Genomic DNA, 15,711 nt, shown 5'->3' on the forward strand with positions numbered 1-15,711 from the left:
AAAGGATGCGATCTTAGTTGATCCACAATCTTTCTTGTTTCGTCCGACATTTCAATCCACGCACCCATAAAGGATGCGATACCCTTCGTTAATCAAATCAGATTCAGATTTACATTTCAATCCACGCACCCATAAAGGATGCGATATAGATGACCGCCCCTTCACGTCCTCCATCCTGTATTTCAATCCACGCACCCATAAAGGATGCGATCATCTGTATCGTTTCTGATAAAATAGATCTCTTTATTTCAATCCACGCACCCATAAAGGATGCGATTCAACATGATATCGTGCATAGCCTTCCGCATTTATTTCAATCCACGCACCCATAAAGGATGCGATAATTCATTCATTGCTCTGCCCCCTCATAAAAAGCTATTTCAATCCACGCACCCATAAAGGATGCGATTTTCCTGATCTGAGTTAGTAGGTTGATAGTTTTCATTTCAATCCACGCACCCATAAAGGATGCGATAAATATATACGAAAATTCATATCATGTCAATATATTTCAATCCACGCACCCATAAAGGATGCGATCACAAAGCAGTGGAATAGTGGGGCAAGTATTGAGATTTCAATCCACGCACCCATAAAGGATGCGATGTTATCTGTCTACGGTTTTATTGGTGGCTGGCAATTTCAATCCACGCACCCATAAAGGATGCGATTCAGGTGGTCTTGGCAAGGTGGATTGCGGTCGTATTTCAATCCACGCACCCATAAAGGATGCGATGCTTTTCAGCAGCATATTGAGCTAATAAACTTTGATTTCAATCCACGCACCCATAAAGGATGCGATGCAAATTTGTCACATAAGCACCATTTGCGTTTTATTTCAATCCACGCACCCATAAAGGATGCGATAATGATGGACTGGTTGGTGCTTTTAAGAAACTCTATTTCAATCCACGCACCCATAAAGGATGCGATTTTGCTCGTCCCCATATTTCTGGGTAGGCATTGCTATTTCAATCCACGCACCCATAAAGGATGCGATCTACTGTTGCGCTCAAACTTTTTGAGTGGTCATATATTTCAATCCACGCACCCATAAAGGATGCGATTAAAGGTTTCTAAAACCTTTTTATCAATACTACATTTCAATCCACGCACCCATAAAGGATGCGATCGGGATCATCTTAACTGAACCAAGCCTTATCAAAATTTCAATCCACGCACCCATAAAGGATGCGATTAATACCTTCTTTTTCTTCTAATAAATCAAAAATATTTCAATCCACGCACCCATAAAGGATGCGATACGATAGTTATAAAAAACACACAATTGTATTAGTATTTCAATCCACGCACCCATAAAGGATGCGATAAAGGTATCACCTCGGTAGATTGGGTGACCAAAATTTCAATCCACGCACCCATAAAGGATGCGATCTTGTGGCAGAAAAAACAGCGTCATATAACATAACATTTCAATCCACGCACCCATAAAGGATGCGATACACATTTATAAACAGTCACTATTTTACACAACGTATTTCAATCCACGCACCCATAAAGGATGCGATTTTGAAGATGGATATCAAGCTGTTGCTGCAGTTATTTCAATCCACGCACCCATAAAGGATGCGATCACAAATGGCTTGTCAGTTTGCCAATTGTGTCATATTTCAATCCACGCACCCATAAAGGATGCGATCAATCCGCAAGCTAGAAATGCCCGAGTATGTAATATTTCAATCCACGCACCCATAAAGGATGCGATGAACAGTTTTTAAAGACAAAAGAATTAAAAATTATTTCAATCCACGCACCCATAAAGGATGCGATAATAATAAATCTTTTTCTCGTATCTTGCTGCAAATTTCAATCCACGCACCCATAAAGGATGCGATTTTTTTCAATCCGTACTCCCTTAGTTCGGGAGTATTTCAATCCACGCACCCATAAAGGATGCGATCGCGGCGAATATATCGCCGCTGTTGGTGGCGGAGTTATTTCAATCCACGCACCCATAAAGGATGCGATACTACGGTTCTAAAGTTGAAATGATTCCTATTTCTATTTCAATCCACGCACCCATAAAGGATGCGATTTAAATTTGCGCCTAACCCTGGTCCCGAACCAGGGATTTCAATCCACGCACCCATAAAGGATGCGATGGCAACTGCGGTCTATGTGACTGTCGCTCTGTTCCATTTCAATCCACGCACCCATAAAGGATGCGATTTGTTTTCACCATCTTTTTCAATCTTTCCAACTTCTATTTCAATCCACGCACCCATAAAGGATGCGATGGTAGAATTGCAAATGCTCATGGTTTGAAAACAATTTCAATCCACGCACCCATAAAGGATGCGATATTTCTTAATAAAAATAAAGAGTTGCCACACTTATTTCAATCCACGCACCCATAAAGGATGCGATTTTCCTCTAGGTGTATCCAGTTTGGTTACCCCTATTTCAATCCACGCACCCATAAAGGATGCGATGGCAACTGCGGTCTATGTGACTGTCGCTCTGTTCCATTTCAATCCACGCACCCATAAAGGATGCGATATACTTTACCTACAATAATCCGCTGAAGTGAGGTATTTCAATCCACGCACCCATAAAGGATGCGATGATTTAGGCGCAGAGATTAACATAAATTTTAACATTTCAATCCACGCACCCATAAAGGATGCGATGCAGACAACTTTATTAACCTATCTGATGGAAACATTTCAATCCACGCACCCATAAAGGATGCGATCAGGGATAACAATTGATAACATAAATTATAATGATGATTTCAATCCACGCACCCATAAAGGATGCGATCGTGGCAGTATACGATTAGTCGATATACAAAAGGATTTCAATCCACGCACCCATAAAGGATGCGATTCCCAAGCGCAACTTATAATCGGACATTTAGATGCAATTTCAATCCACGCACCCATAAAGGATGCGATAAATATGAGTTTTTATATTACACCAAAAGAATATATTTCAATCCACGCACCCATAAAGGATGCGATCTTGCGTTAGGTGATGGTGACTTTCGCAAGGCGATTTCAATCCACGCACCCATAAAGGATGCGATTTTTGTTGCCAATTCTTGTTTGGCTAATGATTGATTTCAATCCACGCACCCATAAAGGATGCGATGGCAATTAAAAGCAATAGTTAATAAAGCAGGCGATTTCAATCCACGCACCCATAAAGGATGCGATCATGCATTTGCACAACTAATGGGATCGCTTTTTCTGATTTCAATCCACGCACCCATAAAGGATGCGATTTTTCTTAATTGATAATTTTCCTGAGTTAATTTTATTTCAATCCACGCACCCATAAAGGATGCGATCTCAAAAGTTCCATTACTCAACCTCCTCGTGCTTATTTCAATCCACGCACCCATAAAGGATGCGATGCAGGCTTACCAATTGAAGTTGACGGAATAACAATTTCAATCCACGCACCCATAAAGGATGCGATCAAGCAAGTGGGCAAAAGAACTAAATATCACCAAAATTTCAATCCACGCACCCATAAAGGATGCGATACCATTGCAATTTCTTTTGCTGTGTCTAAAAACAATTTCAATCCACGCACCCATAAAGGATGCGATAGCGAGTTCGTTGGCAGTCGAATAAGAAGCCTTAATTTCAATCCACGCACCCATAAAGGATGCGATAGTGCAGGTCTACCAATCGAAGTAGAGGCAATAACGATTTCAATCCACGCACCCATAAAGGATGCGATAAATAGATTTTAGCTTTAAAGACGATTCAGAGGATTTCAATCCACGCACCCATAAAGGATGCGATGTTATATGGTGGGGAAACCTTTAAGGGATATAAAATTTCAATCCACGCACCCATAAAGGATGCGATTGCGGTATGCTATAACATGCTTCCATATCGTTTTATTTCAATCCACGCACCCATAAAGGATGCGATTGCAGATATAGCTAAAAACGCAAAAGAGTACATCAATTTCAATCCACGCACCCATAAAGGATGCGATTTAATTTCCAAAGCAGGATAAAGGTTAAACCGAAATTTCAATCCACGCACCCATAAAGGATGCGATTCAGTGGTATGTAGATGGTGATAATAAGAATGGTATTTCAATCCACGCACCCATAAAGGATGCGATATGTACGATTTATTATCTTTAAAAACAGACGTTATTTCAATCCACGCACCCATAAAGGATGCGATATGCTGTGGGAATTGTTTTAAGTGGTGATTTTAATTTCAATCCACGCACCCATAAAGGATGCGATTTTTGGGTGTGTTGGGTAGCCGTCATCTCTTGTATTTCAATCCACGCACCCATAAAGGATGCGATCGTGTTTTCCCGAAGATCCGCTATCGTTGGTGGATTTCAATCCACGCACCCATAAAGGATGCGATCACTGGCAAAAGTAAAGTGTCTGGAATGACGCTTATTTCAATCCACGCACCCATAAAGGATGCGATTTTTCAGCCCACACTCTAAATATAAGGTGTTGAATTTCAATCCACGCACCCATAAAGGATGCGATGAAGGTGTGGCTATCTGTAATATCTTAAAACGGCATATTTCAATCCACGCACCCATAAAGGATGCGATTTGATATTAATAAAACTTGGGGATATTCAAGTAATTTCAATCCACGCACCCATAAAGGATGCGATGATCATGGATTAAAAATATATCGAAACTATGGAGATTTCAATCCACGCACCCATAAAGGATGCGATTTCATTCATTGCTCTGCCCCCTCGTAAAAAGCTATTTCAATCCACGCACCCATAAAGGATGCGATCAAGTGGGCGTGTCAGCGTTTTTTATATGATATAATTTCAATCCACGCACCCATAAAGGATGCGATTTCAAAATCTATTAAATTTATTCTATAAGTTAGGTATTTCAATCCACGCACCCATAAAGGATGCGATAAAGGTATCACCTCGGTAGATTGGGTGACCAAAATTTCAATCCACGCACCCATAAAGGATGCGATTTCTTGTCCGAATCTCCAACAACGTCTAATTGCTTATTTCAATCCACGCACCCATAAAGGATGCGATCGTAGACCTTTTCACTTACTGATAAATCTAAATTATTTCAATCCACGCACCCATAAAGGATGCGATTTACTTCCGGTAGCTTACCTTCCACTCCCGCTTGATTTCAATCCACGCACCCATAAAGGATGCGATCAACAAGGATTATATCAAACTATCAACGGCAGAATTTCAATCCACGCACCCATAAAGGATGCGATAGTTTTCACCAAATGTCCATGAAGTTCCAAAGTCTATTTCAATCCACGCACCCATAAAGGATGCGATAATATCATAACTAATGTGTACCCTTTGAACGTTTATTTCAATCCACGCACCCATAAAGGATGCGATATAATTCAGGTATTAGGTCTGATCAACACCAAAAATTTCAATCCACGCACCCATAAAGGATGCGATCATCTGATTCCTGATCGCATACAGGAAATCAGATATATTTCAATCCACGCACCCATAAAGGATGCGATGACCTAAGAAAATTTAATGCTATCGTCCTTGATATTTCAATCCACGCACCCATAAAGGATGCGATACTCGCCCTCAAACGCACACAAAAATCCGTTTTTATTTCAATCCACGCACCCATAAAGGATGCGATGAGTTTTAGAAACGAGGATGGAACAGAATAGAAATTTCAATCCACGCACCCATAAAGGATGCGATATGATTGATCACAAAAAATCGGTTGATTGTGTCTATTTCAATCCACGCACCCATAAAGGATGCGATTTCATCTATTAATTGATCTATCCAATCAATAAAAATTTCAATCCACGCACCCATAAAGGATGCGATGTGGGGATTTTATTGATTTAGCTATTTAATTTGGAATTTCAATCCACGCACCCATAAAGGATGCGATATACCGTTTAAAGTGGGCATATGATCCAAATATTATTTCAATCCACGCACCCATAAAGGATGCGATCGGAGCAGGTTCGGGAAAATCGCACTACGTGGCTCAAATTTCAATCCACGCACCCATAAAGGATGCGATGAGCAAATGGGCAAATGAATTAGGTATCACTAAAATTTCAATCCACGCACCCATAAAGGATGCGATAAACTACGCTCGTTTAAATGCTGTTTGTGGGAGGTATTTCAATCCACGCACCCATAAAGGATGCGATACGTCTGCATCTTGCTCAATGCTCCCGCTATCACATTTCAATCCACGCACCCATAAAGGATGCGATGGTAAAATCACTGGTGGGATTCCCGCTTGCGAAGATTTCAATCCACGCACCCATAAAGGATGCGATTTTTAATCGACCTTTTCCAGCCGATTGTTCCCGTATTTCAATCCACGCACCCATAAAGGATGCGATGTTAAATGTTCATCCGCGAAAATGACGCAATAAACATTTCAATCCACGCACCCATAAAGGATGCGATAGGTTATCAGATTATCGTTGACGAAACCTGCACATTTCAATCCACGCACCCATAAAGGATGCGATAGCGCACTTCACAATCCCTTTAATATCAAGGTTTAAAAGCTTATAAAGTGCTAACCTAAATTTCTTATTAAAAAATTTATAAAAAATAGAATAAAAATCTTTGAAAAGCCTTTGTTTTAGGGAGGTGCTAACCTCACTAGTATTTGATGTTTGCTTAGGGTTAGCACCATGGTCAAAATATGAGGGGTTCTTCTAAATCGAGTACTTCTTTTACCCCGAAATGTTCTACTTTTGATTTGTGGTTGTTACCTAAACGGTAAAATCTAATACTATCTTTTTTCAAGTCGATTTGGCTTAGAAGTTTATTTTTAAACTCGATAAATTGTGTGCTGTCAATAATACATTCAAATACAGAGTTTTGGACTCTTTGACCATAATTTTGACAGATTTTTGCGACCTTTCGTAATCTTCTCTCTCCTCCAGAACTAGAAGTGCTGACATCATATGTAACTACAATTAGCATCAAAACACCTACTTCCATAAAAATGGTGGATATTGATCTAGGTCGCCACGTATAAAACGAGCAAGTAGCAAGGCTTGAGTGTATGGAACTAAGCCCCATGAAATTTTTTCGCCTAAGAAAGGATGGGTAAGTGATTCTTGCTTTCGTTGTTGCCACTTTTGTAAAAAGTTCTTTCTAGCTTCATCTGTCAGTATAACACTTCCATTTTCCTTTTCAACAAAATCTGATGGAGAAATTTCCTTTCTATTGATCAGAGCAATAACGAAACGATCTGCGACAATTCCGCGTAATTCTTCCATAACATCTAAAGCTAAAGAGACTCTACCAGGACGGTCTCTGTGCATAAATCCAACATAGGCATCTAAACCAACTGTTTCCAAAGCGGCTGCTGTATCATTAGCTAGTAAGGTATAAGCAAATGAAAGTAATGCATTTATTTTATCTTTAGGAGGTCTTCTAGAGCGATTATAAAAATGAAACTCCTCTTTTTGTTGCAAAATCATTAGATTAAATCCTTCATTATAGTAAGTTGCGGCTTGACCCTCCAATCCCCGTAGCCGTTCTAAATCAGTACATTGTTTCACTTCATTCATTATTTTTGTTAATTTATTGGAGATATTATTGATTTGTTCAGAATCAATTCGCATGGGGTAATTTCGTTTTGCTCTTTCTAACATCCACCGTTGATTAAATAATTTCCCTAAAATAAAATTTCTAGCAATTGAAGATGAGGTAGCTAGATCATCTGATAATCTGTATTGAGCCTTCCGAAGATAAACATTTCCCCTGCTGATACCAGAAACTCTAGCTAAGTAACGACCGTTTTTCGTTAAAAATATCATGCTAATATTATTATCTGCACAGTATCCCATTAAGGCTGGGCTTGCTCCTGTATAACCAAAGCTAACAACACTTTCTAGGTTGTGAAGAGGCACGCGTCCAAGTTTCTCCTTTTCTTTGATTAAAACAATATTATCTCCATCCAACGATAAATAGATGTCTGGCTGCGTTACAAATAAAGTATTTAGTAATTTTCTCATTCATCCAATTTCCTTTCTATGTATTGTTGAACAGAGATTTTATTCATTAATTCTGGCAAGCAAATATTTTTTAATGAACAACTACGACAATGCGGTCCTGTTTTGACCTTTGGTGTGTGCTGTTTTTGAAAGTAATGGTGCATTTCTTTCGCTAAATCTTGTACATATACCTTTAACTCGGGTGTAATATCTATTTGTACACGTTTCCGTATTTCATGATAAAAAAGAAAGCCTTTATCAATGCTGTAAAGGTGCATTTCCTCTAAACAAATTGCTTGTGCAACAAGTTGGACAATATCTTCTTTTCCTTTTTTAGGTTTTCCTCTTTTATATTCTACGGGATAGATATCGAATGTTCCCTCATGACCAGAAAGACTAATACCATCACGATTTTGTTTATACTCCACCACGTCGCACACACCGCTTAATTTTAGTGTGTACGAGTGGATAGGCATGGCGCGTACGATTATTTTATCTCCACGCTTTTCTTTAATAAATGGAGAGTCTGCTTTTTCATGTATGTGTCGTCCTTCAGCTGTTTTTACATTTTCTTCCCACTGCTGTTCAATATGGATCAATGCCCATTGTCTTTTGCAGAATAAGAAGTGTTGTAAACCAGATAGAAGTAAATAATTATCCATTTCTACTGACCTACGATAGCTTCTACTTCCAGTCCATCTAAGTCATTTAAGATAATCTCATAATCTTCATAGGATTTAGGATTATCTGCTATAGCCTTGACTGACAAGGAGCGATGTACCTTAGCAGAAGAATGTTGCCCTAGCTTAGAATGATGTTCCCACCAATAGACATGATTTACTTCCATGCTTCCATCAGGTCTTGCAGAAGAACTATCATTTTCAAATAGTGTAATAAGTGCTTGCTTTATTTTTTCTGCATCTTCAAAAGTAAAACCTGTTTTTTCCGCTAATTGAGGATTAATACTACCTTTAAAGATATATAGTCCATGATTAATACGATGTTTCATTCCCATAGTATCAGAACTTCTTTTTTCTCCAGTTACTGAATTGACGCTTTTAGTAATCTGTGTGCTCACGATATCGATCGGGCTGACAGATGTTGCTGTATGAATCGAAACAGGACCGCGAACACCTACAGACAATGCTGATCCTTTAAATGCAAAAACTTGACCAAAACTTCGTACATCAATCCACTTTTCACAAGCAATTTGTGCAAATAGGTCTCCCGAGGAATTTTTTGCTTTTAATAATTTTTTTAGCGTTTCGTCAGCATCAGCTCGATCTTTTAAACTTTTAAAACCATCATTATTACGATCATCTGATTGAACAAAGATTGATTCACCGGCATCTTGCAGGCGATTTCTAATTTTGCGTTTAATTGCAACATCAGAGATTTCTCCGTGCCCATCATAATTTTGTCGTGGTCTATTTCCGTTTAATGGATCACCGTTTGGATTTGCATTTGTTACAGATAATACGACTGCAAAATCAATTTTCTTGTTTAATACTGTCATTATTTCCAGCTCCTTCTTTTTCCTTCTTGGTATATAATGTCTTTCTTTGACTGTATAAACCTAATAAGTATTTTTCGGTCAATGGAGAATTATTAAAATCGTCTTCTTTAAATTTGTCCGCTATTTCATCGATTAATTTTGTATAATAAGTAGCTCTTGTTCCAAGCTTAGCTTGGTAGGGTTGTAAACTATTTTGTAGCGTAAGCCAAGTTCTTGCGGGTTGTTTAGAAAATGAATTCATATAGCGTATCGCATTTGTTGCTCTTTTTTCATCTTTATCTAGAGCACTTCTTTCCAATACATCTGCTACAGCTAATAATCTACCAAATAGATAACTTCGGTCATTTGTTTCCTCATTTAAAGCCACATTCCATTCCTCCTCTTTCTCCAGTAATGCTTTACGTGTTAATGCACATGTAATGCTCAAGGTTTTTTCCCATTCCCACCTTTCCATAGAAACAGGATTGGAACTGCGTTGTAATGCACTTTTTAAAATATCTCGTGGGATATTTCGTTTGTCTATGATGCAAGGAAGTATACGTTCCATCAGACCTTTGATTATTTTTTCATTCGCTCTTGGTCCATATGCAGCAAAGGCAATATCCTTTGTGGCTGGTGCACCATAGAACGAAACATACTGATCATTTAATTTTCGGTAGCGATGTTCCCAAGCGCAGTTTTCATGCCAGTCTTCTATTCGCTGTAAATAGAGTTCCTTATTCAAATGTCGATAGTAGAGGACCGCTAATCTTCCAGTTGTTGCAGAGTCTAATATAAGCACGTTGATACTACTACTTGAGGTGAGATTATGTCTATATCCGTCAATTGCCTGTTTAAATTGTCTCGCAAAAGGTCGATCCGTATCAGGGGCAAATTCCTTTTTAGCAACTGTATCTTTGAAAAAATTAAAGGAATCTTCCATCGGGTCTGGGGCTGCTAATTCAGCTGATCCAGAGGTAGATTTAGTATCTCCAGCAATTCCCCATACGAGGAATACCCGATTATCAATGGTTTTTCCTTGGCGATGAATCAGCCACTTGAGTGCATTATGGGCTTTTTGAGAGACTTCATAACTAATACTTGCCACCTCTTGACTATCTTTAAATCGACCTCGATAGGTAAAGCCTCTTGTATCATTAGAAGAAATAAGCTTTGCTTTATCAGCTGCATGTCGAATTTTATTTGCATGTCGTTCTGTTGTTAGTGCTTGTTCACCTGTTACAAAACAAGTATCAGGTTCTTTTGATTCTTTCATTTGATGCTCATAAAATTTGGAGAAAGCATTGTAGACTTCTTTATCCCTCCATATAGGAACACCATTTGGAGAATAGGTGGTAAATCGGACGAATACACTGAATTGGTCAGTTGCACCACTTGAAAAGATGTCTGGTTTTTCACCAAGTTCTTTCTCATAATCTTGTTTCCATTTACTAATAAGTAGGTTGTTATTATCAGTTATTAATTTTTTGTCGTTAACAAGATCCTCAATCAGTGTTCCTTTTTTTAAGTATTGATAAATTAGGTGCACTCTTTCGTTTCTGTATGGTGAGTTCATCCATTTCTCTAAGTTGCTGATATATACTTGGTATGGAGTTGTCTCCTGTTTTTTAATTTTTCCACCATATTTTTCAAAGTCCCCAGCTATATACATTAACTTGTCATGAAGGGGATAGGGTGCTACTTTTGAACCAGAACGACTCGCTGAGTCATCTGTTGTTGGAATAAGTGTATTGACTTTTTCTAATACGTGAGCAGAAGAAAAATTCCCGTCTTCATCAATTTCAACTTCAATATGGGCATTTTGTGTTGTGTGTGCCACAGGGAGAAGTGTGAATTCACGATTTTCATACTTTTTTTCCATTTTTCCAACAGTCTGTTCATTTCTTTGATATGTTTTATATAATTGTAGTAGCCAACTCAAATTATTCACCTCCTAGTTGTTGGAGCAATTCTTCTACAGCTTGTGTATTGCTTGCATTGAATTCTTTTGGTTTCATTTCTTTGATTTCTCGTACAATCGTGCATTCCTCTGGTCTAGGAAAGTGTATAATCCCATTTTTCATAACAGGTCTAAACAAACGGACAGAAAGTTCATCTTTTCCTGTTTCATCTGGATAGTTAAATCCATGTACCATGGTTCCTAGATGATATTCAGGAATCTCGTCATAGTCACCTTTACCACTACCAAATTTACAAGGTTCTACATATCCTTGACATTCTCTTGTACCTAAGAAAATATCTCGTCTTCCTCCAGCTTTTAAGGAACGTTGCAGGATACTATAATGTTTTCCTTCGATACGGTCATGTGCTAAATCTGGACGATGTTCGTTAAATATAAAATGGGCTCGTACTTGATAATGGACATTTTTTAAGTAGGTATAGTTAGCAAGTGTATTGCCTCCGCCATATTCAATCGGCCGAATCCCTTTAGATTCCATTTGAATTTGATTCATAATTCGAATTTCATCAATATAAAAAAGAATCGTTGGTTTCCAATAAATAGACTCAGTAATGCCTTTTATGGCCTGGTAAGTTGGCGTGTGATAAGAAAGTTTTTCCCCACCTAATTTGGTAAGTGGATCGGTAAATAAGGCATAGTCTCCAAATACTTCAAATTCAATTTGATTTCGCATGATTTTGTGATTGATATGTGATTGATCATATCAATACTTCCTCCTTTCTAAATGAATTCTTTTATTTATATAGAAAAAGGGATGTGCTGATTAGTGAGAGCCCTAATCAGCGCCCTTGATACCACTTAAGTCTTCTTCCAAACGATCCTACGTAGTTGTTTTAATTGCGTTTCTAGTTCTAGTATTCTTTTTTCTATTCTGTTAATTCTTTTCAAGAGAAGAAACATTAATAGTAACACCTCCTATATTATAAAAATAAAAGCTTTATATATATAATAGCGCTTTCTTTTGTGGTAGTCAATCATTTTTTATATTGCACATAATATAATTTTACCGAAATATTTTATTAAAATATTATTTTGATATTTTATTAGCTAGCATGTAATATAGAAAGAGGAAACGGAAAATTTAAGAATGTGAGTTCGTTTCCAGTTCGTATCTTTATATAGATACGCGGATTGAAAAGGTAATATTATGATGTGTAATATTGAATGGCTGGTTTCTTATAATAGAAACCAGCTAGCGATATTTAAAAAAACAAATCATTTAACTGACTATTTCCTTGCAAGTCAATGCCATACTCTTCATCATAGAATCCTGCTTTTAATTCATAAATCAGCCCATCAAAATGGGAGACAAGTGCCTGTTCACTTATCAAGTGTTGAAAGACTTGTGGATAGACTTGAATCGAATACTGTTGTGCTGATTTTAATAAAATAGATAGTTCATCAATCGATTGATTACTATTTAAGTCAGCAATAATGCCTTTCCCTTTTCCATAAGATACAAGAATAGATGTTGTCTGATTCTCAATAACATGAAAGTGCCTTGCTACGGTATCAAAGCCAGTCCTTAGAAATAATGGGTATGGATTATAGCTTGTCGACTGATAAGACCGTATTTCTTCATCTCTTTTTTCTAATAAAATATCGGTAAGATTGGCTTGGATTTCAGAAACAAAAAACCTTAAATTGCCTTCACTTTTGCTATAGAAGTTAACAAAGTATTCTCTCATTGCTTTTTGAGATAATAAACTATAATTGTATCTTTCTGGTTTTTTCTTGTATCTGGCAAGTAGTGCATGAGAAGCTTCCTTTCCAGTTTTAATTTCTTTCAATCGAGACAATTTTTCTTGCTGATGCTCAATGATATAGACAGGTTTTGTTTTATACCTACCGTGGCGATTACATCTCCCCGCAGCTTGAGCAATCGAATCAAGACCAGCAGCAGAACGAATCACACAATCAAAACTAACATCTACGCCAGCTTCAATGAGTTGCGTGGTGACACAAACAAAGGGTTCTTGTTGTTCCAAGTGTGCTCGAATGGTTTTCAAACTTTCCTTTCGATGAGCGGCACACATAGAGGTGCTCAGGTGATAAACTGGAATATTTACCTCTTTTAGTTGTTCATATAATTCCTTGACGACAGGTTTGGTATTTAAAATAATTAAGGTAGACCCTAATTGATCGAGATCATTTTGAATCCAAACAGCTATCTCTTGGTTTGTTAAAGGTTCATCTGTTTTATCTATTATATCTACTCGCTTAAATGCCTCAGCAATTTGATCAAGATTTTGGACAATTTCCCCGCTACTATTTTTATTAATGGGGTTGGGAACTTGCTCTAAAGTTGGCTGTGTAGCAGTGCAAAGCAGAATACTAGACTGAGCTTGATTTTTCAAAAAATTAACGGCTTCATTGAACAGAGAAATACATTTGATCGGCACCTTTTGCACTTCATCAAAAATAATGACAGAATCGGCTAGGTTATGCAGCCTTCTTGTATTGCGATTTCCTTTGGCATAAAAGACATTTAGGAATTGCACCAGGGTGGTAAAGATAATTGGGCTATCCCAGCTGTCCTTTGCTAATTGCAGTTTTTGCTTTGTATCAATGTATCCGTCATCTAACACGTCAAATTCATCGATTACTTGATCATCTTCAATGACATTGGAATGGTGTTCTAAAATATGCTCATCATCATCTAGGATATTTCTAATTTCATTAGCGTTTTGTTCGATAATGGTTGTATAAGGCACGATATAAATAATTTTTTGTTTTTGATAGGCTAAGCTGTGCTTTAAAGCATAGCGGAAACTAGCTAAAGTTTTTCCACCTCCAGTAGGGATGGACAAGGTATAAATGCCAGAAGGTTTAGAAGCGAATTTCTCACACTGCTCAGACATCTCTTCTCGCAATTGGTTAATAGGAGTTTGCTCTCCATTCTTTTTAAGATTATCTAAATGGTGCATGAGTGATTGGTAGTATTCAGTGAAAAGAGTTGAATGTTCTTCTGTTTCTTTACTTGTCGTACCTCTTTCAAAATCTCTTGTATTGGTTCGATCAGCATCAATTAGACAACTAAATATGTATTTTGTGATAAATACAAAGGTTTCATAGCTTGGTGGTAATTGTGCGATTTCTTCAACTGCTTTTTGAATATATAATTGAAGCTCCGTTAAAGAAAGGGTATCTTTGAAAAAGTTTTCTTTCACAAGTTCATATTCTGGGATATCTTTTTCAAGCACTCTAAATAGAAAAGGTGAGTCTTTTTCTGTTGAAAGATAGTCTTTAAGGTTACTGTGATGTGATATAATTACGTTACTTACTATTTCAGCAAGTAATTTTTCATGAGAAGAGTTGTTATCTTGGTGTAAAAGTTCGAAGATTAGTTTTCCGCCTGCTGTAGAATGATCTACTTCACCGCGTTTATAGGTAGTAGTATCTGGTTGAAAAACAGCTTCATATATGTATGTCTGAAACTTCGGACTATATTTTCCAATATCATGTAAAAGTCCACATAAACCTGCTACATATTTTAACCCTAGTTTAGCACCAAACTTTTCAGCTAGTTGTCTAGTTTCTAATAAGTGTATTTTTAAGTACTGAATTTTTTTATCTAATTCGCGAATATGGGCAATATAAACCATGCATATCCCTCCTTTTTCCTATAGTCTAATTTTACCACAAATTTTGCTGAGATGTGTTGAAAATTATAAAAATTTGGTGAAAATAGAAGTTATTGAGATTCTCTTATAAAAATCATTCTAGCAAGTTTATTACGCATGCTGATAAATTAGTTAGCCCAATAAAGATATTTTTCTTGTACAAAGATCGGTAATTTTAAAAAATTAATTGATTAAAATTGAATTTCCATCCAAATAAAGGACCAATAAGATGTTTTTAGAAATTCAATAGGGACTAAGTACAGCTTGTAGGAAGCGATATTGAATGATAAACTATAGGCAGAAAGATTCGGTCAGAAAACTATATTAGTTTAATGAAAACTATCATAGGAAATCTATTTTGGATAAATTTCCTATATTTTATTATATTAATTAACCAGTTAAATAAAACGAAACTTCAATTAGTGGGAGTTTTAGGCCTACACGATGTAGGTCATGCAGATGTTGTCACAGGATGTGACGGTTTTAATCTGCGTTCCCATCTACCTCCCACTGATTGTTAAGGAACACAAGCTAACGTCTTCGCGTCCTGGGACTGCGGTTACTCGTCCCACCGAAAACATTTGCGAAAACGCTTGTGTGACCAACGTCGTGTTGCCCCGAGTTTTACGGACGGTTATCTGTGATA

At 37.3% G+C, this 15,711-nt stretch carries 7 protein-coding genes and 1 CRISPR repeat array (1 of these 8 only partly in view); all 7 genes read right to left on the reverse strand.

Annotated elements, in window-relative coordinates; translation table 11 throughout:
- Positions 1–6,484: a CRISPR direct-repeat array (repeat unit 32 nt; unit sequence ATTTCAATCCACGCACCCATAAAGGATGCGAT) (it extends 1,006 nt beyond the left edge of the window).
- 172 nt (positions 6,485–6,656) lie between these two features.
- The 7 genes from cas2 to cas3 all read right to left on the reverse strand — a co-directional run bounded on the left by cas2 (position 6,657) and on the right by cas3 (position 15,047).
- Entirely contained in the window at positions 6,657–6,947 is a 291-nt protein-coding gene (gene cas2 / locus ACS127_RS08620; protein WP_440898010.1) for a CRISPR-associated endonuclease Cas2, read from the reverse strand.
- Positions 6,948–6,955: 8 nt separating this feature from the next.
- The gene (gene cas1c, locus ACS127_RS08625) at positions 6,956–7,987 is read right to left on the reverse strand and encodes a type I-C CRISPR-associated endonuclease Cas1c (protein ID WP_440898011.1); all 1,032 of its coding nucleotides are present in this window, start codon (positions 7,985–7,987) and stop codon (positions 6,956–6,958) included.
- Entirely contained in the window at positions 7,984–8,628 is a 645-nt protein-coding gene (gene cas4 / locus ACS127_RS08630) for a CRISPR-associated protein Cas4 (protein WP_440898013.1), read from the reverse strand. The genes cas1c and cas4 overlap by 4 nt, the downstream gene beginning before the upstream one ends.
- A gap of 2 nt (positions 8,629–8,630) precedes the next feature.
- Entirely contained in the window at positions 8,631–9,482 is an 852-nt protein-coding gene (gene cas7c / locus ACS127_RS08635) for a type I-C CRISPR-associated protein Cas7/Csd2 (RefSeq protein WP_440898014.1), read from the reverse strand.
- On the reverse strand, positions 9,457–11,403 hold the full coding sequence (gene cas8c / locus ACS127_RS08640; RefSeq protein WP_440898015.1) for a type I-C CRISPR-associated protein Cas8c/Csd1: 1,947 nt from the start codon (positions 11,401–11,403) through the stop codon (positions 9,457–9,459). The genes cas7c and cas8c overlap by 26 nt, the downstream gene beginning before the upstream one ends.
- Before the next feature lies 1 nt (position 11,404).
- Positions 11,405–12,115 (reverse strand): type I-C CRISPR-associated protein Cas5c, encoded by a 711-nt coding sequence (cas5c, locus tag ACS127_RS08645; protein ID WP_440898016.1) that lies wholly within the window; start codon positions 12,113–12,115, stop codon positions 11,405–11,407.
- 529 nt (positions 12,116–12,644) lie between these two features.
- Positions 12,645–15,047 (reverse strand): CRISPR-associated helicase Cas3', encoded by a 2,403-nt coding sequence (gene cas3 / locus ACS127_RS08650; protein WP_440898017.1) that lies wholly within the window; start codon positions 15,045–15,047, stop codon positions 12,645–12,647.
- Positions 15,048–15,711 lie beyond the last annotated feature (664 nt).

Source organism: Amphibacillus sp. Q70 (assembly GCF_052055485.1).
Classification (GTDB): Bacteria; Bacillota; Bacilli; order Bacillales; family Amphibacillaceae; genus Amphibacillus.